At 45.9% G+C, this 19,953-nt stretch carries 13 protein-coding genes and 1 pseudogene; 6 read left to right on the forward strand and 8 right to left on the reverse strand.

Annotation, left to right across the window (positions count from 1 at the left end):
- Positions 1-122: 122 nt before the first annotated feature.
- The 3 genes from PUQ00_RS11690 to PUQ00_RS11700 form a co-directional block, all read right to left on the reverse strand.
- Positions 123-1,100 (reverse strand): hypothetical protein, encoded by a 978-nt coding sequence (locus tag PUQ00_RS11690; protein ID WP_300416269.1) that lies wholly within the window; start codon positions 1,098-1,100, stop codon positions 123-125.
- Positions 1,101-1,240: 140 nt separating this feature from the next.
- Positions 1,241-3,313 carry an alkaline phosphatase family protein gene (locus tag PUQ00_RS11695; protein ID WP_300416271.1) on the reverse strand — a complete coding sequence of 691 codons (2,073 nt, stop codon included), beginning with the start codon at positions 3,311-3,313 and terminating at the stop codon, positions 1,241-1,243.
- 175 nt (positions 3,314-3,488) lie between these two features.
- Positions 3,489-4,109 (reverse strand): PEP-CTERM sorting domain-containing protein, encoded by a 621-nt coding sequence (locus PUQ00_RS11700; RefSeq protein ID WP_300416273.1) that lies wholly within the window; start codon positions 4,107-4,109, stop codon positions 3,489-3,491.
- A 341-nt stretch (positions 4,110-4,450) separates the two neighbouring features.
- On the opposite strand from PUQ00_RS11700, the gene PUQ00_RS11705 reads away from it, so the two are divergent.
- Complete coding sequence (locus PUQ00_RS11705; RefSeq protein ID WP_300416275.1) at positions 4,451-6,184, forward strand: ABC transporter permease subunit; 1,734 nt, start codon at positions 4,451-4,453, stop codon at positions 6,182-6,184.
- A 25-nt stretch (positions 6,185-6,209) separates the two neighbouring features.
- The gene (locus PUQ00_RS11710; RefSeq protein ID WP_300416277.1) at positions 6,210-7,595 is read left to right on the forward strand and encodes a nitrate/sulfonate/bicarbonate ABC transporter ATP-binding protein; all 1,386 of its coding nucleotides are present in this window, start codon (positions 6,210-6,212) and stop codon (positions 7,593-7,595) included.
- Positions 7,596-8,074: 479 nt separating this feature from the next.
- Here the strand turns inward: PUQ00_RS11710 and PUQ00_RS11715 are convergent, their stop codons facing one another.
- On the reverse strand, positions 8,075-8,206 hold the full coding sequence (locus tag PUQ00_RS11715) for a hypothetical protein (protein ID WP_300416279.1): 132 nt from the start codon (positions 8,204-8,206) through the stop codon (positions 8,075-8,077).
- 73 nt (positions 8,207-8,279) lie between these two features.
- Between PUQ00_RS11715 and PUQ00_RS11720 the strand changes: the two genes are divergently transcribed.
- From PUQ00_RS11720 to PUQ00_RS11735, 4 genes are all read left to right on the forward strand, one after another.
- A complete protein-coding gene (locus PUQ00_RS11720) occupies positions 8,280-8,570 on the forward strand; it encodes a hypothetical protein (protein WP_300416281.1) in 291 nt (96 codons plus the stop codon).
- Between the two features lie 45 nt (positions 8,571-8,615).
- Positions 8,616-9,476, forward strand: a complete 861-nt coding sequence (locus PUQ00_RS11725; RefSeq protein WP_300416283.1) for a Tab2/Atab2 family RNA-binding protein — start codon at positions 8,616-8,618, stop codon at positions 9,474-9,476.
- A gap of 415 nt (positions 9,477-9,891) precedes the next feature.
- Positions 9,892-11,205: a TldD/PmbA family protein gene (locus PUQ00_RS11730; RefSeq protein ID WP_300416285.1), complete on the forward strand. Its 1,314-nt coding sequence runs from the start codon at positions 9,892-9,894 to the stop codon at positions 11,203-11,205.
- Between the two features lie 608 nt (positions 11,206-11,813).
- Positions 11,814-14,477: a chloride channel protein gene (locus tag PUQ00_RS11735; protein ID WP_300416287.1), complete on the forward strand. Its 2,664-nt coding sequence runs from the start codon at positions 11,814-11,816 to the stop codon at positions 14,475-14,477.
- 605 nt (positions 14,478-15,082) lie between these two features.
- Here PUQ00_RS11735 and PUQ00_RS11740 read toward each other — a convergent pair.
- The 4 genes and pseudogenes from PUQ00_RS11740 to PUQ00_RS11755 form a co-directional block, all read right to left on the reverse strand.
- On the reverse strand, positions 15,083-15,379 hold the full coding sequence (locus PUQ00_RS11740; protein WP_300416289.1) for a WGxxGxxG family protein: 297 nt from the start codon (positions 15,377-15,379) through the stop codon (positions 15,083-15,085).
- 278 nt (positions 15,380-15,657) lie between these two features.
- Positions 15,658-16,236, reverse strand: a pseudogene (locus PUQ00_RS11745) (Uma2 family endonuclease).
- Between the two features lie 72 nt (positions 16,237-16,308).
- On the reverse strand, positions 16,309-18,366 hold the full coding sequence (locus PUQ00_RS11750; RefSeq protein ID WP_300416291.1) for a serine/threonine-protein kinase: 2,058 nt from the start codon (positions 18,364-18,366) through the stop codon (positions 16,309-16,311).
- 433 nt (positions 18,367-18,799) lie between these two features.
- On the reverse strand, positions 18,800-19,864 hold the full coding sequence (locus PUQ00_RS11755) for a serine/threonine-protein kinase (RefSeq protein WP_300416294.1): 1,065 nt from the start codon (positions 19,862-19,864) through the stop codon (positions 18,800-18,802).
- Positions 19,865-19,953 lie beyond the last annotated feature (89 nt).

Below are 19,953 nucleotides of genomic sequence, written 5' to 3' on the forward strand. Positions count from 1 at the left end.
TTACGATCGCATACCTGCCAACTTGATCGCGATCGCCACAAAGTTACTAGTGATCAGATTATCAGAAAATTCCAGCGAATTCTCTACACTGGCTAAAATCAGCGCTCTATACTTGGTTGAAATTACTCGAGGAATGGACTCACAAGAAGTCCTCCGCGGAAATGGTTCGTATTTAATCCCCGGTCGAGCCTGAGTAAGGAGCTTTTTCCCAGATGGCGATCAAAGATATCGCCGTAGTTACCTACAGATGTAAGAACGCGGTGCTGCCACTCCTTGTCGAGACCAAAATCTGGTGCGGAGATTGGCATCGCCCCAGCACCGCCTGCATACCAGCGTGTTTCCGGTCTCTCTGCATTGATCAATGTATCCACTGTCCAGGCGACGATGGCAGACCACTGGCCGTCCTGGGTTCCGGTCGCAGCTATTATCGGAAAGGTTGTCAGTGGCTCCGGCAGGATGCGGCTCGATAATTGGTTCACTCCAGGGTCGAGGCGGATATTTGCAAGGGTCGTGATCTCACCGACGATGGCGTGGCAATTTTGCACATTATATGTGTCGATCATTTCTCCGTCCTCAGAAAACGGCCGACGAAACCAGTTCTTGTGAAGGGCACCAAAGTAAGCTGTAAGGCTCCGCTCGACCGGACTGCCAATCATGAAGCAAATACTTTCTCCCGCCAGATCGTTGACATGGTGTGCAGTCGAAGTGGATGCCACCATCACCGCATTAGATTCTATGAAAACAGTAGGGCCAGGCACCAGCTTACCCGCCAACTTCTGCTCGTCAATCTCCGCTCCTGTGAGGAAGTATACGTCGTCCTGCTGGTTACGCACGGAGTCGAAGTCCTTCGGTGTCTCATACTCATGATATTCGATGCGGTCAGAAGATCCCAGCACGGCAGCGGCGATCGCACGGCAAATATCGACGTTGAGACCACTCCAGCCACCTGGTTCGGCTTTAGTTGCCAGACCCGTCCGCTCGACGCTGCCACAGCGAACCACGTTGCGTTCCTTCACGCGTTTGATAACTGAACCCGCCTGAGCATCGGAAATCGAGCAGCAGATACCAAGCAGAGTTAAGAAGACTAACACAAAACGCATGAATTATCCTCAAGGAATGTCGAAAAAGGGGGATATGAAGAGTGTTGAGTTGGGAATTCACTTCTTTACTCAACACTGAGTGCGATCAAAAGATGTCTTGGATTGAGCGATGGATAGGGTTTACCCATCCATCTATGTCTTTAAGGGTTAGCCGCAGGATAAGTGCTTGGTAATGGGTTGAAGTCCTTGGGGATTTTGTTGACTATTCCCTGGCGCTTGTCTTCCGGCGTGATCCCGATCGCCCGGCAGCCTTCACCGCCGTAGTGCGGTAGTGTGTTCACAATACTGTCTGGAATCTTCGCAAAGGAGGCTGGCAGTGGTGGTGAGACACCAAGCAGGCGCTTCGGATCGAAGCCCGAAAGCAGGCTATCGGTGATCGGCGAATTGATGTCCCGTGGGCCAAGGTACTTCTGCTCGAATCCTGGCGGTCCAAATTTGTTGAACTCCGGGGAATTACCAGCAGCGAGTGCCTGTGCCTCATCGGGCAGGCTGGCAAGCGCAGGCAAACCGAAGATTGTGTTAATCGTCTCGATCACAGCGTTGTGATCGCCCTCGACGTGGGAGACGGCATGCGTCCGGGCGTAGGGTGAAATCAGGAGCAGCGGCACACGGACACCACGAGAGAGCGGTAGCCCGTCAGGGCCATAGGACAAAATACGCGGTGGCACATGGTCGTAGAAGCCATCCGACTCGTCGTAGGTAATGATGATAGCACTCTGCTGCCAAAGCTTCGGATTTGAGGCGATCGCATTGATCACCCTGGCCGCCATTGCCTCACTCAGCTGGCGATCGGTGTAGCCTGGATGGTCGTCATCGCCTGACTTCGCTGCATTAATCGCGGCGATCTCATCCGCAGGCGTGTTGGGGTTCGTGATCGGTGGCTTCAGACCCTGCTGATTCGTGTAGCCGCCACGAATGTAGAACACGCCGCCTTTGGGCAGGGTATTTTTGGCTATGTCGCTAAAGAAGTCGTTCAGCCCACGGAGATTTTTACTCACCTCCGGCGTGTTGGCAATATAGCCGAAATACTGTGCGCCGTTATGATGGGTAACATAGGCATTGTGCGAAGCGACCCCCTTGGCATCGGTAGGTTCGAGATCGTAGCCTTCTTGATACCAGCGCCAATTGACAGGCTCAGTCCTCAGTTTCTGGATATAGGGAATATCTTGCTGGATGTCAGCTAGATCAAATAAAGGATTCCTGTTGCTAGCCAAGAGCGACCGAATATCGCGCCCTTGGAAGGTGAGCGGCAGACTGGCGAAGGTCAAGTTCGAGGAGATGTTGCCATCGGCGTAGCTCTCTTTCGTGCCAGCAGGTTGCTTATTTACTGTTGTTGTGTCGAACTGGGAGCCATAGAAGGGCTGTGGGTCGTTGACCAGAGGCACTCCCTGAGTCGTGCCAGTGTGGCTGCCCACGGTGTAGGATTTGCCACTCGAACCGTGCTTGACCCACTGCGTTTCACCCGATTGCCCGGCGATCATCGCTACTGCATTCGGGGTTGAGGGTGTGTCCTCGGTGGCAAAGATGTTGTCGAAGACCGTGAAGCGACTAGCCCACTTCCAGAAAAACGGAATGGTGTCGCAGTCAATGTGCGACATTACAAGGCGTGCGAACTGCTTGCCCTCAGCAATATTAGCTGCTCCACCCTTCGATGCGAAGCGCGTGTACTCATCGTAGGCGAACTGATCCATCTTTGGCTTGCCGTCCACAACGTGAAGCTTAGTTGCGAGTCCGATGTGCGAATGGTCAACGCTGTCAACGGCGCTGGCGTTCTGCTCAGACCCGATCCGGAATGGCTGAACTGTGACGGTCTGGCCGTTGACATCCGTGTAGCTTTGGGTGAAACCAGGCGTTTTCCGTGGGTCACGAGGCTTTTGCCCATCTGAGTAGAGTCCGTTAACACCGGGCAACGTGCCATACTCGTTGTCGAAGGAGTGGTTCTCGTTAAAGATGATAAAGACGTACTTGATCCGCTCATGAAGCAGCTTCGTGAGCAACTTTGGCGGCAGCTTGGGTTCCTTACCCGGATCGTTTAAGTATCGTGCCACATCTGGCGTTACATCTGGCTGAGTCGTGACGGTTGAATGTGTTGGTAATGCTTTGTGTAGAGAAGACTCCTCTGCGATCGCCGAGTTGAGAAACATCACCGGAACGATAGAGGACGGTAGTAGCAAGAATGTTAGAGCAAAATATAACTTCGTAAATCGTTTCAAAGCACATCTCCTTAGTAATTTCTATCCAGGTAACATCGCTATGGGTAATTCGTAATTTATCTACCGCAAGTGTTTGATTGATTTAAAATAGGTATTTTGGTTACGCCATACTTTATTGGTTCTTAAATTCCGAAAAACTTAACACCGTTGATCAGAAGCACAATTATGCCGCTATTTAACCTTTTTGCCTTCTTCTCAGCCATAAACCTGTAATAGCAACAACTGCTGTTCCAGCAAAAGTCCGAGGTTCAGGAACAGACTCACTTTTAGCAAAAGTAACGGCAGTAATGCCCGAACTTTGGACACTTCCAAGGTCGCTGTTGTCCAAAAACTTTCCATCATTGGTACTACCTGTACCTGTAAAATTGCTGTCAAAATACAGTTCCAAACTGTACAAATCATTGTTTTCCTCTGTCAATAAGCCGGCATCTGAAAAAGCAAGTATGTTTTCTTGAATGTAAGCTGTATTGGCAGCCAAACTGTTGGATAATGTTCGCAAAACAGTATTATCATTGACTAAGTTTATAGTCCAACTTGTCAAATATACAAAAGAACTAGAAGGGAGCAATTGATCCACATCCACCGTGTAAGTCCCATTAAAAGAACCATTTGCTAAATTAACAGGTAGCCCTAGTGAACCATCAAGAGCCGCAGGAGCAAAATTTCCTGAAATATTAAACGTTTGCAAATTGACAGCCTGGACAGGATCTGTGCCAAGAGCTGCAAGCATCGCGAAACCAAGGGCTGCGGTAGCAGTTGCTTGCGATAACTTTCTTAAAGGTATTGCACTCAGCATAAATTTGTTGATCTTAATATTTTTGCCCTTGTCCATTAGCCCTCTCGGTTCGGCAGTTACTGACTTGAGAAAACCTCAAGACTGTACTTACCTCACCAGTTGCAAAAAATTTCCACTTTTGTATTTTGTTCCCTGAAAATTAATGACAAGTTAAGAAAAAGCAAAATTTATCTAGATTTGCTCTATGCCAATACTCATAAATTGGCGAAGGTACGATCACTTTGAAGGATTTTATGATGTTATTCTGACCATAGACTAGATTATTTGCCGTTCTAGACTGAGGGCAGTAATGTCTGAATTATTAGCTTGAAAAGGTATGTCAGTCCCGTAATTATCGTTAAATGCTGAAGCAAACTTTTCCTTCCCCTGAAGCACTCCGACGGTTCCCTTTTGGCCTAGCTGATATTGCCCTCATTCTTGGCACATTAGTATTACTGGCGCTAATTGCGCGTGTCGGTGCTGGAACTTTGGTGAGCTTTGTACCCCCAGATGTAGTACCAGGTATCAGCCTCGACCCGCGTAATCTACCGTATTATGCTGGGCGCTCAACCCTGCGAATGTTTATTGCTCTGTTTTACTCAACCCTGTTCACCTTAATTTATGGCTACATTGCTGCCAAAAGCCCTCGTGCTGAACGAGTTCTGATCCCACTACTCGATATCTTGCAGTCGGTTCCAGTACTAGGCTTTTTGTCCATCACAGTTACAGGTTTTATTGCCCTGTTTCCCGGAAGCCTATTAGGACTAGAGGCAGCATCGATTTTTGCGATTTTCACCAGCCAGGTCTGGAATATGACCTTTTCGTTCTACCACTCACTGAAAACACTGCCACCGGAACTGGATGAGGCGGTGAAACTCTATCGGTTGTCGGCATGGCAACGCTTTACCAAGCTGGAATTACCTACGGCGATGATTGGGCTGCTTTGGAATGCAATGATGAGTTTTGGGGGTGGCTGGTTTTTTGTCGCTGCCAGTGAAGCGATCAGCGTACTGAAGCAGGAATACACACTACCGGGAATTGGCTCCTACGTAGCAGCCGCAGTTGTCGCGGAGAATTTACCTGCTCTGGGTTGGGCGCTATTGACGATCGCTGTGGTGATTGTGCTAGTAAATCAACTATTCTGGCGACCGCTAATCGCCTGGGCGGATAAGTTCCGCTTAGAACAAAGTGCAGCAGCCCAAGCGCCTGAATCCTGGGTCTACGATCTGCTAAAAGCAGCCCGAATTCCTCGTCTGCTGGGGCGAGCGCTAGCTCCCTTGGCTGAAGCCATCAACCGCATTTTATCATTGCTCACGCCACCGCCAACTCCCCGTGCTGTGGAGACTAGTCGGCAGCAAGTGAGCGATCGCTTTTACAACTTGATGCTGCTGGCTCTGATTGGTGGGCTGTTGGTTGTCGGCTTGCACTTCATTTTAACAACGGTGGGACTAGCTGAAGTCGTCAAGACCTTTGGGCTGGGATTACTCACTCTGTTACGTGTACTAGTGTTGCTGGTATTTGCAACTCTCGTTTGGACACCTGTGGGAGTGGCAATTGGGTTTAATCCCCGACTGGCAACTTTGTTGCAGCCCGTGGTGCAATTCCTAGCCTCGTTTCCAGCAAACTTTATCTTTCCCTTCGCTACACTATTCTTCATCCGTTCCCATATCAGCATTGATTGGGGTAGCATTCTGTTGATGTCACTGGGCGCCCAATGGTACATCCTCTTCAACTCCATTGCTGGAGCGATGAGCATCCCAACGGATCTACGCGAGATGGCAACCAGCCTCGGTTTGCGTGGTTGGCGGCTATGGCGCAAGTTAATCATTCCCGGCATCTTCTCCGCCTGGGTAACAGGTGGCGTCACTGCCACCGGTGGAGCATGGAACGCCAGCATTGTCTCAGAGGTTGTCACTTGGGGGCAAACCACCTTGACTGCTAGCGGGTTGGGAGCATATATTGCTCATGCAACAGGAGTCGGTGACTGGCCTCGTATTACACTGGGGATTGGGATGATGAGCCTATTTGTTGTTGGGCTGAACAGAGTATTTTGGCGACGACTCTATGAACTAGCAGAAACCAAGTACCATCTTTAAATGATCGCTCACTAAAGGCGCAAGCATGACATCTACGCAAGTTACTAATAATGTACTAATCGCTGTTGAACAGGTCAATAAGAGTTTTCCCCGGCCAGAGGGCAAAGGCGAGTTTAACGTTCTGGGCAACATCAACCTGACGGTAGCTGCGGGTGAAGTACTAGCGTTGCTGGGGCGCAGTGGCAGTGGCAAAAGTACCTTATTGCGGATTATGGCAGGCTTGATTCCCCCAAGTGAAGGAAAGGTGATCAGCAATGGTAAACGCCTGCAAGGTGCTAACCCAGGTGTAGCAATGGTATTTCAAAGCTTTGCACTACTGCCCTGGCTGACAGTACAAGAAAACGTCGAGTTAGGGCTAGACGCGCAGGGTGTTGGTCGAGATCAGCGACGACAACGAGCGCTTAAAGCCATTGACTTAGTGGGCTTAGATGGTTTTGAGAGTGCCTATCCTAAAGAGTTATCTGGGGGGATGAGGCAGCGAGTTGGCTTTGCCAGGGCATTTGTGCTAGAGCCGCAAGTACTATTTATGGATGAGCCATTCAGCGCCTTAGATGTGTTGACGGCTGAGAATCTGCGGGGTGAAATTGATGATTTATGGAATGCCGGCACCTTTCCGTCCAAAAGCATTTTGATTGTTACCCACAATATTGAAGAAGCGCTGTTTCTGGCAGATCGGGTAATTATCTTGGGATCAAATCCGGGGCATATTCGCGGTGAGGTTGTGATTGATATGCCACGACCTCATGACCGCACCAGTATCCGCTTCAAATCGCTGATAGACTATATCTACACGGTGATGACTAACCCAGGAGTGGAAGTGACTGGGGCAGTTGCAGTACCTACATCAGCTGTAGAAGTATCGCGCTCGTCTGGCGCAATCCAACAATCGCCCTATGCAAAACCCCTGCCCCACGTCAGAATCGGTGGTATTAGCGGTCTACTGGAGCTAATTGTGGATCAACCAGAGGGCAAGGATGATATTCCTCGCCTAGCAGAACGAATCCAACTATCGGTAGATGATTTGCTACCGATGCTTGATGCAACCGTGATGCTGGGGTTTGCTGAAGTTGCACAGGGAGATGTCAAGCTGACCGATATAGGCCAAGATTTTGCTACCACAACCATTCTCCGTAGTAAAGACTTGTTCCGGCAGCAGGTGCTGGAAAATGTGCCAGTCGTAGTTAGCATGGTGCAGACATTGCGGGAAAAACGGAATCGGTCAATGCGTGCGGATTTCTTTATCGATTTACTTGAGGAATACTATCCTCATGAAGAAGCCGAGCGGCAATTTGCCACGTCCGTAGATTGGGGGCGTTATGCCGAACTGTTTGAGTATGATGCTAGTGAAGATAGACTGTATCTGCCGGAGCCAGTAGCAGCCCAAACTCATGAATCTGAATCGATGGAGTAAGGGATGAGGGGGATGACGGGATACTTTCAATTTAGCAACGCCAAATTTTTAAAGTGGAATCCAATCCAATCTATCAATCCACTCTTCTGCCTCAGTCGCTTCCCAAATCAAATAAATTGTTTCTACCCAAATACTAAGGTTCCCACTGGAACGCAACCAAACTAGTACAACACGGCGTAAATAAACCACCCATTTCAAAACAATGAAACGCTTACCCTCTATACCTGTTTTAATTTTTAATTTTTAATTTTTAATTCCGCCTTGCGGTACTAGTCCCCAAATATGTCCTCCCTCTCTCCAGTGTTTTTCCAGATGTTCGGGCATACTTTTGCGGTTGTCTGTAACCAATATTCGTTGCGATAATTCCAGGTAGCGCAGAAGATCTGGGTCAAGCGTACCTAATAGACATTTCCGAAAAAGAATGTAGAGACGCGAAATTTCTCGTCTCTACAAGGGTTCTAGATAACTCATATCTAATTTCACCAGATGTCGAATGGTGGTGCTTCGGCATCGCCTACGCGCAGAATATCTATTGCTGGATTGAGGCGGAAAACAGCTATCTTCAGCTTAGGCGACAAATTTTCATCAACGAGAAAACGTACCTTCACCAAGAGTTTAGTAACTCCTGCTCACGTTGCGCCTTTAATGTTCTAAAACGTTGCATCAAAGGTGAAGAATTAGCTAATGATTCTTGATAGCGCTGTTCTCGCCACTTTGCTAGCTGACTATTCTAGCGATCGCCTGATCAATTCCCCAGTCATTGCAAAACCTAATTACTCCAAAAACTTCCTATGTTCTGCTCAAACGATGAGAGATAACGGGGATGGGGAAGAGTTAGAACTTGAAGTATTAGGTTCAAAGACTTATTCATCCCAATGCCCAGTGCCCAATTCCCAATGCCCAATGCCCAATGCTCAATTCCCAATGCCCAATGCCCAATGCCCAATGCCCAATGCTGCCCTAAGACCCGTATGATCAAAATATCAGGAAAATATAACAGCCAGATTTTTACCGCAAAACATGGGCAGTATTTGGGAAATCGATTTTTACTCCCGTCCGATTTTGGACGCTAATCAGAAAAAAATTTGGGAAGTCTTAGTCTGCGAAAGTCCTTTAGATATCAGCACAAAAGCAGATTCTTTGTTTCGCTATGCTGAATATTGTCCCAGTACCCAGGTAAATTCGGGCTGGTTGCGGACAGCATTGCAGGAGGCTATTAACCAAGCTGGAAAAGCACCAATTAAAATCCGCTTTTTCCGCCGCCAAATGAACAACATGATTACTAAAGCTTGCCAAGACTTGGGAATTCCCGCCCAGGCAAGCCGCCGCACTTTGGTTCTCAACCAATGGTTAGAACAGCGTATGCAAGAAGTGTATCCTGAAGAACCAGGGTATCAAGGAGGAACTAATCCTTCAGTCCGCTTGGAAAAACCTTTGCCGCAACGTTTACCAGATGCTTTGGAAGGACAGCAATGGGTATTTGTTACCTTAGATGCTGCGGATTTGGCAGAGATGCCAGAGTGGGAAATTGGGTTTGGTGAAGCTTTTCCCCTAGAGTTGGCGCAAGTTTCACCCGAAGCCCGTATTCCTGGTATTTTGATTTTCTCACCGAGAGCGTTGCCCTTGGCAGGCTGGATGTCTGGTTTGGAGTTGGCTTTCTTAAGATTTGATAGCAGCGAAGAGGCGAGATTGCTTTTAGAAACTGGTGTAACTGAAAGCTGGATTGTGGCAAATATCAAAAAACCTCAAATCTTAGCAGAAGCCAAAGGTTTTGAAGAAGCCAAGCAAAAAGCGAACGGAGTGCATTTTATCGGTATACAGTCTGATCCCAAAGCAGAATCTTTTGCTGGTTTCTGGCTGTTGCAAGAGGTTAATCTCTAAAATGGGGCATTGGGCATGGGGCATGGGGCATGGGGCATTGGGCATGGGTGGAGAATGAGGGACTGAAAAATAAAAAAACATCCCAAATTTTCTTGTGGGATGGGTGTCCTCTACCCGTCCTATATTCAGGGCGGGCTTTCCTGCCCACCCCACAAGATGGATAATTTATTTCTTGTCAGTCCCTGACAAATGACAAATGACAAATGACTAGATACGTCGAGATATGGCGATGATTTGGGATAATTAACTGCGTCCATCAACGTTGATCTGCGGTTCTAAATCGCAACTGCCGAAATACGCTGATGATTTTTGGATTGTTATCTGCGTGCATCAGTGGAAAGTCCGATCGCTAGGGATCAGACTTTCAAGAGACAGCGTTGATATGCGGTTCAAAATCCACAATTCACTAAGGGTCATGGGTTCTGAAAATTTCTCACAAGATACACTAGCAGAACAGCTGCTGGAACTAGCGATAAAATCTGGAGCAGAAGCTGCTGAGGTGTATCAGTCGCGATCGCTTTCTCGTCCAGTGTTTTTTGAGGCAAACCGACTCAAACAGCTAGAAACCAACCAATCTGAAGGTACAGCACTACGGCTTTGGCGAAACGGGCGACCAGGACTCACGGTGGCTTACGGTTCTGTCCTCGCCGAAGTAATGGTGGAAAAAGCTCTGGCACTGAGTCAACTTAATCATCCAGAAACAGTAGAATTAGGCTCTAATTTTCACCCCTCGTACCCAGATTTGGGGGAAAGTGTGCCGATAGAAATTTTGATAAACTGGGGCACAGAAGCGATCGCACTTATCCGTGATGCCTATCCAGATGTTGTTTGCAATGGTGACTGGGAATGTGATGTTGAAACTACTAGACTAGTCAATACCAAAGGTTTAGATTGTCATTACACCGATACTACCCTCAGTTGCTATATATCAGCAGAATGGGTGCGTGGCGATGATTTTTTGAATGTTTCTGATGGACAAACTCAGCGTGGTGAACTCCACCCGGAGACATTAGCTAATCAAATTTTACAGAGGTTAATTTGGGCCAGAGAAAATGTCTCACCTCCGACTGGTCGTGTCCCGGTTTTATTCACTTCAAAAGCCGCCGATATGCTTTGGGGTACTGTGCAAGCAGCTTTGAATGGCAAGCGAGTTTTAGAAGCAGCTTCCCCTTGGGCAGAACGTCTGGGGCACCCAGTAGTTGCACCCAGCCTCACCCTCTACCAAGACCCGGAAGCGGGCCCTTACAGTTGTCCTTTCGACGATGAAGGCAGTCCGACTCAATCTTTAGTATTTATCGAAAACGGGACTTTACAGCATTTCTATGGCGATCGCATCACCGGACGCCAACTCGGTACTGACACCACTGGAAATGGTTTTCGCCCTGGTTTAGGCAGCTATCCCACTCCTGGTTTATTTAATTTTCTCATCCAGCCAGGTTCGGCATCACTACCAGATTTGATTCAACAACTAAATGATGGCTTAATTGTGGATCAAATGCTGGGTGGTGGCGGCAGTATTTCTGGAGATTTTTCGATCAACGTTGATTTAGGCTACCGTGTCCAAAATGGTCACGTAATTGGGCGCGTTAAGGATACGATGGTTGCAGGTAATGTCTACACAGCCCTGAAGCAATTGGTTACACTGGGCAACGATGCCGATTGGAATGGTTCTTGTTATACTCCATCTTTGATAGTAGAAGGGCTATCCACTACGGGGAGAAGCAATTGAAGAAGAATACAGAATACAGAATTCAGAATTCAGAATTCTGTATACTTTACCCAATAAAGGGATAGAGTTTTAATCAGGAAGAATATTTAATACTAGTTTCGCCCACCAGAAGAGAAGTGCCTTGCGTATTTTCCCACGCCACTTAACGCCAGTCGCTACAAGTCGGCACCGCTGTTAGCGCTTGGCTCCTTTATGCCGGGGAACCCGTCTACCGCAGTGGCTCCGCGTTGTGGCGACTTTGGGGGCGAGATTTTAACCAATATTCAGACACTCGCTACCGCTACGCTATCACCTACTCATACACAATTAATACTGAATTCTAACCGGAGACGGAGCGTCTCCAGTTCCGCTTCTGAGTTCTGAATTATTCTTGTTGAAGAAGAATGCAGAATCCAGAATTCAGAATTCAGAATTCAGAATCAAGACGCTTGCGGACTCGCTAACGCTGCGCTATCAGTCGGGGATTCAGACCCGCCACTGAATTGTTGCACCACCAAATCGTAGATTTAGTGGGGGTCTTAAACCCGGTTATTCATCCACCAGTCGTACAGAATTCATTCTGAATTCTGACTCCTGACTCCTGAATTCTTCTTGATAAATTTGACATCATGTGGTATATACCTATCTTCCAGCGTTTTCGGCAACTGCTACAACCACGGCGTCGTTTAGCAATTTTTGAAGCTTGTCTGATTGGTTTGGTTTCAGCCTTGGCAGCAGTCTTACTTAAATCGGGGGTGGGATTGCTAGGTGCCTGGCGAGTGCAGACATCGGTGCTGCTACCAGCCTGGTTTGTACTACCAGGTATCGGACTCGCCTTGGGATTCCTCGCCGGATGGCTGGTTGAGCGCGTAGCACCAGAAACTTCTGGGAGCGGCATTCCTCAAGTCAAAGCAGTGCTAGCCCGCATACCAATTGCTTTAGATTTACGGGTTGCCCTGGTCAAGTTAGTCGGTGGTATTCTGGCATTGGGTTCTGGGCTAGCTTTAGGGCGGGAAGGCCCAACAGTTCAGGTGAGCGCCGCTTTAGCAGCTCAACTCAGTCGGTGGTTTCCCACTTCACCAGACCACCGCCGCCAGTTGATTGCTGCTGGTGCAGGAGCAGGGTTAGCAGCTGCCTTCAATACGCCGATTGCAGGTGTGTTGTTTATAGTAGAAGAACTGTTACAAGATTTCTCGGAATTTACTCTAGGCACTGCAATTCTGGCTTCTTTTATCGGTGCCGTCGTCTCGCGCTTATTGGGTGGTCGCAGCTTGGATCTGAATCTAGCATTAACTGCTTCCAAGACAGAGTTTTTTGTTCAAGATATTCCCTTCTATTTGGTGTTGGGAGTTCTGGCTGGGTTGATGGGGGCGCTGTTCAATCGCGGGATTATTGCCAGCTTAACTGTTTACCGACGCTCTCTGCGTTTTGGATTACCTGCTCGTGTGGCACTAGCTGGGCTAGTGTCTGGGATAATTGTGGCATTACTACCGCTAGCGTTTCGAGACAACACAGGACTGCGGGAAATTTTAATTACAGGTGAGGCTAGCTGGTCAATGGCCGCGATCGCCTTTATCTCCCAGTTTATCCTAACTCTCGTAGCTTATGGCTCTGGTGTGCCAGGAGGATTATTTGCTCCCGCTTTGACCCTTGGGGCTGCCCTTGGCTACTTAGTGGGTATGGGAGAACACAGTCTGCTTCTTCCTTTCGGGATAGCAACTGGATTACCAATTACCTATGCTTTGGCAGGAATGGGCGCATTTTTTACTGCGGTCGCCAGAGTGCCAATCACGGGGATAATAATTGTGTTTGAAATGACTACAGATTTCAACTTAGTGTTGCCCTTAATGATTGGCTGTGCAACGTCGTATCTAGTCGCCGAAAAGTTAGCGCCAGGATCACTATACGACAAACTTTTGGCGTGGAATGGCATAACTATCGAAAAAGCAGCACCTGCGGGGGGAATAATGACAAATTTGACAGCCAAAGATGTCATGCAGCAACAAGTAGAAACTCTGGATACAGAAATGCCTTTAGATGAAGTGATGCAGGCATTCGCCCGTTCGCACCATCGTGGCTTTCCAGTGGTAGAGGACAGCAAGCTTGTAGGAATTGTGACGCAATCAGATTTACTAAATATCCGCGATCGCAATTTAGCAAACGATACTCCCTTACGGCAAATTATGACCACCACTCCGATGAGCGTAACACCCATCCACAGCCTGAGCAATGTGCTGTATTTACTCGATCGCTATCAAATCAGTCGTTTACCAGTGCTAGATGGACGGAAACTGATTGGAATTATTACCCGTGGAGATATTATTCGCGCGGAAGCAGACCATCTCAATGGTGAAAATGCCACCCCAAGACTGCGACCAGAACCTTCATATGTAGTTTACCAAACGCGATCGCCCAGCATCGGCAGTGGTAGATTATTAGTGCCAGTAGCTAATCCCGAAACAGCCGGTATTTTATTAGAAATGGCAGCAGCTATTGCCCGGGATCGCCATTATGAAATAGATTGCGTGCAAGTGATGCTGATACCCCGCCACAGTTCTCCATCGGAAACAGAGGTAAGAACGGCAAAAAGTCGCCGCTTGCTACGACAGGCGGAAGTCTTAGCAAAAAAATGGCAAATTCCCCTGCACACGCAGATTCGAGTTACCCACGATGTCGCCCAGGCTATTTTGGAGACAATCAACGAACAACATATCGACCTAATTTTAATGGGATGGAAAGGTAGCACATCTACCCCTGGTCGGCTTTTTGGTGACGTTGTAGACAGCGTAATTCGCCAAGCCAGCTGCGAAGTAGTTTTAGTAAAATTAGGCACTACTCCCCACTCCCCAGTACAGACGCGATTAATCGCGTCTGTGCCCACTCCCCACTCCTTCAATCGCTGGCTAATACCAATGGCTGGTGGCCCCAATTCCCGGCTGGCGATTAAATTGCTCCCAGCTTTAGTGACATTAGGAAATGATCCACAAATTCGCCTTGCACAGGTGTTTAAGCCATCTGAATTAAAGCCAGATATGTCAGTTTCAGAACAAGCTATCCGTCAGTTGATGCGGCGTCGGAAATTGTCCAGTACTGTAGTTGCTCTCCCAGTCCAAGCTGATTCAGTTGCTGAAGGCGTAATTAACCTAGTGAAAACCGAAGGTTACGATGTTGTAGTTTTAGGAGCTTCGCACGAGGGATTGTTGCAGCACGCGATTCAAGGTAATATTCCAGAAGCGATCGCCTCTGGTGTAGAAAGTACAGTGATTTTGGTTAGGGGTGCAATTAACAAGTGAACAAAAAGGATTGTCAGATCAATATTGATTTTACTAACGATAAAATATACCAATAATAAGAGAAACAATTATTGGTATTAGGATTGGAATAGCAACTATAAGTCCCCACTTACCAAACTTAATTTCCTCACCCTCAGATTTTAAAAATGCAATCCAACCTACAACTCCCATCAGAATCCAAATACACCCAAAGACAAGAAATATAACAAACACTGAATCTTCCATTTTTCATCAATTAAGAATTATTTTCATCATAAGTTTGTAGTTGTATATACTTGTTTGTTTTGTGAGGGTGCAAAAACGCCGTTTATTCATCCACCAGTCGCACAAAATACCCAAGTGAATTCTGGCGACTGGCACCTTTATTCTGTTTGATAAAAACAAAGCCTGCCGATGCACGCTTTGTTTACCCGTAATTATCTTTAGAACTTACGCCAAATTGAACGCAACTTGTTATTAATAGACTTATCCACAAATAAACCTCAAAATAGCTGAAACCCTTGCATAGCTGGCTTTTTAGCTTATATAAAACAGGAACCTCTAAAACCCTCTCCAGAGCTAGGTTTCAGCCAAATAAAGTTCTCATTTCCGGATAAGTCTAATAGTTAGTTAGAACGGGAGCCAGAGGAACCTGCCACATTAGAATCACCATAACCTAGACTATCATTGCCTCTGCGACTCTTGCGACCAAATAGACCAAATAAACCGAGCAAGCCCAGTAAACCCCAATCACCATCCCGATAATTTCTGTCGGTAGTAGTGCGGTCTGTAGTAGTATCCGTAACAGTAGCATTAGGAGTGGTTGTTGTCTGAGCAGATGCAGGTAGAACTGTGGGCAAGGTAGCTAAACTTAGAGCTAGAAGACTACTTCCCAAAATTTTGGAGATATTAAAGCGTTTCACGATCACATTCCTCAATTGAATTGCTGTAAGTAATAGTTAAATTTTATTAAGTTCTGACAGCGCCAGCATCAATCTTTAGCTGCAAATATAAATCCACTTAAAGTTGGATTTGTGCTCAAGGAAATAAACATTTTGGCATACAATAAATTACCGTGCATGGGAAATTATGCAATACTTAAGTTACCGATCGCATTAAAGCTAGCTCGATTCCAGAAGCTAAAATTTTTCTTTTTAAAACCGAAAATTACCTCTTCAGGTATGACGGATGCCGATATTTATTATCTAAAAATTGGGTCTAAATCTAATATAAATCCCGGCAATACATCTTCACCTGATAGATTTTGCGGAGATTGTAAAACTTCCACTGGTTGGTTAGAGCGATAAATTTCTACTTGCCTATTTTTAGGATTAATCAACGAACCTAGACGCAAACCGTTCTTGATATATTCCCGCATTTTTGCTTGAGTATCTTCTAAATCATCAGTTTCAGAAACCAATTCCACTACAAAATCAGGATATAAAGGTGGAAATTTCTTTCTTTGCTGTGGCGTGAGAGCTTCCCATCTGGCGATTTTTACCCATGAGGCATCAGGGGAACGAGTTGCACCATTTGGCAACTTAAAACCTGTAGAAGAATTAAACGCTTTTCCGAGCTGATTTTGACGGTTCCATAACCATAATTGACCTTCTATATCCAAGTTACGCTCCCCAGTTTCTCCCCCGGTGGGTGACATAATAACTAATTCTCCTTGAGCAGTTAATTCCAGTCGTAACTCTTGATTAACAGCAATCAGCTGTTCAAATTGTTCGTCTGGCTATTTCAGCGCCGGAGGGAAATGTAAAGTTAGAGCACTCATACCAATTTTGGATTTTGGATTTTGGATTTTAGATTACAGCAATTTTCAGGTAAATGTTTCTAACCGCCGATTTCACTGAGATAATCGCCAAATCTTAATAGTATTGTCCTCACTACCACTAACAAGTGTCTTGCTATCAGGACTGAAGGTGACGGATGTCACGGTGTTGGTGTGCCCCGTTAATGTCAGAATTTCCTCACCTGTGGCTGGATTCCAAAGTTTGATGGCGCGATCGCGGCTGCCACTAGCAATAATTTTACCATCGGCACTGAAGGCTAGGGATGTGACAGTGTTGGTATGTCCTACCAGTGTGCGAATTTCTTTTCCGGTAAGTAGATTCCAAAGTTTGATGGTGCGTAGGCGTTGCCCGTCGTAGACATCGCGGCTAGCACTGGCTAAAGTTTTACCATCTGGACTAATAGCTACGGCTGTTACTGTTTGAGAGTTTCCCTCCAGTGTACGGATTGAGTATCCCTTTGTCAGATTCCAGATTTTGATCGTCTTGTCAAAACTGCCACTGGCAAGAATCACACCATCGGGACTGATGGCTACCGATCGCACCCAAAATGTATGCCCTACCAGTGTCCGAATTTGCTCTCCTGTCGCTAAATCCCAGACTTTGATCGTGTTGTCATCACTGCCACTAACCAGAGTCTCGCTATCAGCACTGATGGCTAGGGCATGAACTGAGTCAGAATGCCCATCCAAAGTGCGAATTAGCTTTCGCCTTGCCAGATTCCAGATTTTGATCGTGTTGTCATTACTACCACTCACCAGAGTTTTCCCATCTGGGCTGATCACTACAACATTCACCTGCTGAGAATACCCGTTGAGTGAAGAGATTTGTTTTCCGGTTGTGAGATTCCAAAGTTTGATTGTGCTATCGTCGCCACTGCTAGCAATGGTTTTCCCATCGGGGCTGATGGCGACAGATAAAACTGAGCTTTCGTGTCCTTGGAGAGTGTTAACTAAGGAAACCTCCCCCAAAGTAATTTTTGGCGGTTGACTTAAAAGCGCCTCATCTTTACCCAGGCTATTATGCTGACTCAGCCTAGAAAACAAACTAGTCTGAATCTGGCGAAAATGTTTATACCAAGATTCTCCAAAGCCGAACAACAGAATGAAAGCACTTATTAAGATTAAAATTCTTAGTAAGGGATAACTTTTTGGTAAAGATGGTGCTCTAGTTGGTGGTATTTTCCCAGACGACTTACCAGCTGGTGGCAGTGCCAGGAATTGTTTTGGAGTCAAGTCTCTAAGGACTTCATCGGCTGACTGATAACGTTCTTGGATGTCTTTTTTCAAAAGCTTGTCGATCACAAAATCCAACTCAGGATTTAATGGACTCCGCAAATATTCCCGCCAATTACTCACCCAAGCGTACCCAGATTCCATCCACAACTGAAAGGGCGAATTTCCTGTTAGCAGATGAAAGCAGGTAGCCCCCAAACCGAACAAGTCACTGGCGGGGAAAGCTTTACCATCTCTAATTTGTTCTAGGGGGGAATAACCATGTGAACCAATGGATGTGCCAGCTTTCTGCTGAACTTTGGCGGTGAATTGCTTTGAGGAGCCAAAATCAATCAGGCTTAATCGCCCATCACTTTTATGACGGATAATATTTTCTGGCTTGATATCCCGATGAATGACTTTGCGATCGTGGATAAATTTCAGGATAGGCAGTAAGTCTAGCAAAATATATTGAATATCTCTAGCGTTATACGCTTTGCGCTGTTGCAACTCCTTTAACAAATTTTCTCCATTGATAAACTGCTGCACTAAATATAGGCAGCCCTCTTGCTCAAAGTAAGCTAGCAAAGTCGGAATTTGGGGATGTTCGCCAAGGTCTTGTAATCGCTGCGCTTCTTCAGCAAACAATTCCATTGCCTTTTTTTGCGACCAAGTTCCTTGGAATTTTGGAGCTAATTGCTTGATAACACAACGTTCATTGAGTTTATCTACATCTTCTGATAGATAGGTTCTGCCAAATCCCCCCTCATCTGAAAGGACTCGGATGACACGAAAGCGATTTCTTAAAAGTGACACCAATGGGGTGCTACAACTTTGACAAAACTTCTTTCCATTGGGATTCAGGGGATTTGGGCAATCGGGATTTAAGCAGCAGATCATGATCTGACAGGCGCGACTGCATAATAACTTAGGCTAAGTTTGCCCCGAACTTTCCCTTAAGAAAATAGACTCTCGCTTACTTATGGTAGAAAACCCTGTTTTGGGGATTGGGGAATTACTTAATATAGTTAGCGTTTGTAAATAGTAGTCAGTCTTCCTGGTCTATGGAAAACTACGAGAGCCATAAGATTAATTATTCTATTGATTATATAATAATCTGAGTAGAAATTTTTTTTGATGTGCCAGCCCTAGTAATTTTGCTTGTATATTAGCAACTAATCACTGACTAAGTATTAAAGATAAACCCTCTTTAATCAAGCATTACTGACTAGATAATGTAGTCAAAATCCTTACTAAATTTGTTTTTGATATTTTAAATCACCCATCATTAATTGTTAATTTGATACTTAGCTCAATCAACTTCAACTTAACTTTACGATCTCGTTTCTTTTAGCCTTCCTCTCCATTTCCGAATCGCACTAGCAGTTCTGGCGACAGGTGGCAGATATACATCAGGATTTTCGTGAGAATTTTCGTGTTGTGTAATACTTTTATTATTCAATTTTTGGGTAGTTAGACAGTTAGCCAAAGTAGGTAGATAGCTTTGATTACCTAAAGCTTTCATCACTTCATCGGCATTTTTAAACCGATCATTTAAGGCAGTTTTCACCATTTTTCCTAAAATCTGGGCGAAACTGTAGCTAATATTTACCTCTTTTTGCCAGCATATCTCACCACTGGTCGCGTCGTAGTCAAATTCTAAAGGACTTTTCGCAGTCAACATATAAATACAAGTTATACCCAGTGCATAAATATCACTGGCATAAACTGGACGTAAAGAAAACTGTTCTGGTGGTGCAAATCCCCTAGTCCCAATAAAGTTGGTGTTTGCAGGTTGATTGATTGAGTTTTCACAAACGTCAGCTAATTGCTCTTTCACCGCCCCAAAATCAATCAGTACTACCCGCCCGTCATACTCACACCGCAATAAATTCTGAGGCTTAATATCCCGATGAATCACATGATATTTATGAAGATACTGTAATACAGGTAATAATTCCTGTAAAAATTGTTTAACTGAGGCTTCACTTTTTGGGCCAGTTTGCCGCACTTCTCGTGCCAGAGTCAAACCCGGCACATATTCTTGAATTAAAAAAAACTCTCCATTCGATTGAAAGTAGTCTAATAGCATGGGAATTTGCGAATGACTACCGAGTTGACCCAAGGTTCTTGCTTCTTTTTCAAAGCGCATACACGCCCTTTGCCAACTTTGAGGATTAGTCACTTTCGGACAAAGCTGTTTAATGACACACAGGGGATTCCCAGGTAATAGGGTATTTTTGGCTAAAAACGTGATCCCAAAACCACCCCTACCCAAAATTTGCAATATTTCATAGCGATCGCGAAATAGCCGTTTGGAACCACACATCTGACCAAGTTGAGTTTGCTGTGAAATGCTCTGTTGAGAATTCGTTATTTTCTGAAAAAAGCGATTCATTAGTATAAAATATTTACTCTTAAATGTCTCTAATTCTAGGACAAATATTCATTGGCAATAGTAAGATTACTGAATCTTTGCCAAATCAT

The organism is Nostoc sp. S13, from assembly GCF_029379315.1.
In the GTDB taxonomy this organism is placed as follows: Bacteria; Cyanobacteriota; Cyanobacteriia; order Cyanobacteriales; family Nostocaceae; genus Nostoc.

Excerpts from the sequence above, each read along its gene's own strand:
- PUQ00_RS11690 (WP_300416269.1), bottom strand. The coding sequence starts at position 1,100 with ATGCGTTTTGTGTTAGTCTTCTTAACTCTGCTTGGTATCTGCTGCTCG.
- PUQ00_RS11700 (WP_300416273.1), bottom strand. The coding sequence starts at position 4,109 with ATGCTGAGTGCAATACCTTTAAGAAAGTTATCGCAAGCAACTGCTACC.
- PUQ00_RS11705 (WP_300416275.1), top strand. The coding sequence starts at position 4,451 with ATGCTGAAGCAAACTTTTCCTTCCCCTGAAGCACTCCGACGGTTCCCT.
- PUQ00_RS11710 (WP_300416277.1), top strand. The coding sequence starts at position 6,210 with ATGACATCTACGCAAGTTACTAATAATGTACTAATCGCTGTTGAACAG.
- PUQ00_RS11720 (WP_300416281.1), top strand. The coding sequence starts at position 8,280 with ATGATTCTTGATAGCGCTGTTCTCGCCACTTTGCTAGCTGACTATTCT.
- PUQ00_RS11725 (WP_300416283.1), top strand. The coding sequence starts at position 8,616 with ATGGGCAGTATTTGGGAAATCGATTTTTACTCCCGTCCGATTTTGGAC.
- PUQ00_RS11730 (WP_300416285.1), top strand. The coding sequence starts at position 9,892 with ATGGGTTCTGAAAATTTCTCACAAGATACACTAGCAGAACAGCTGCTG.
- PUQ00_RS11735 (WP_300416287.1), top strand. The coding sequence starts at position 11,814 with ATGTGGTATATACCTATCTTCCAGCGTTTTCGGCAACTGCTACAACCA.
- PUQ00_RS11750 (WP_300416291.1), bottom strand. The coding sequence starts at position 18,366 with ATGATCTGCTGCTTAAATCCCGATTGCCCAAATCCCCTGAATCCCAAT.
- PUQ00_RS11755 (WP_300416294.1), bottom strand. The coding sequence starts at position 19,864 with ATGAATCGCTTTTTTCAGAAAATAACGAATTCTCAACAGAGCATTTCA.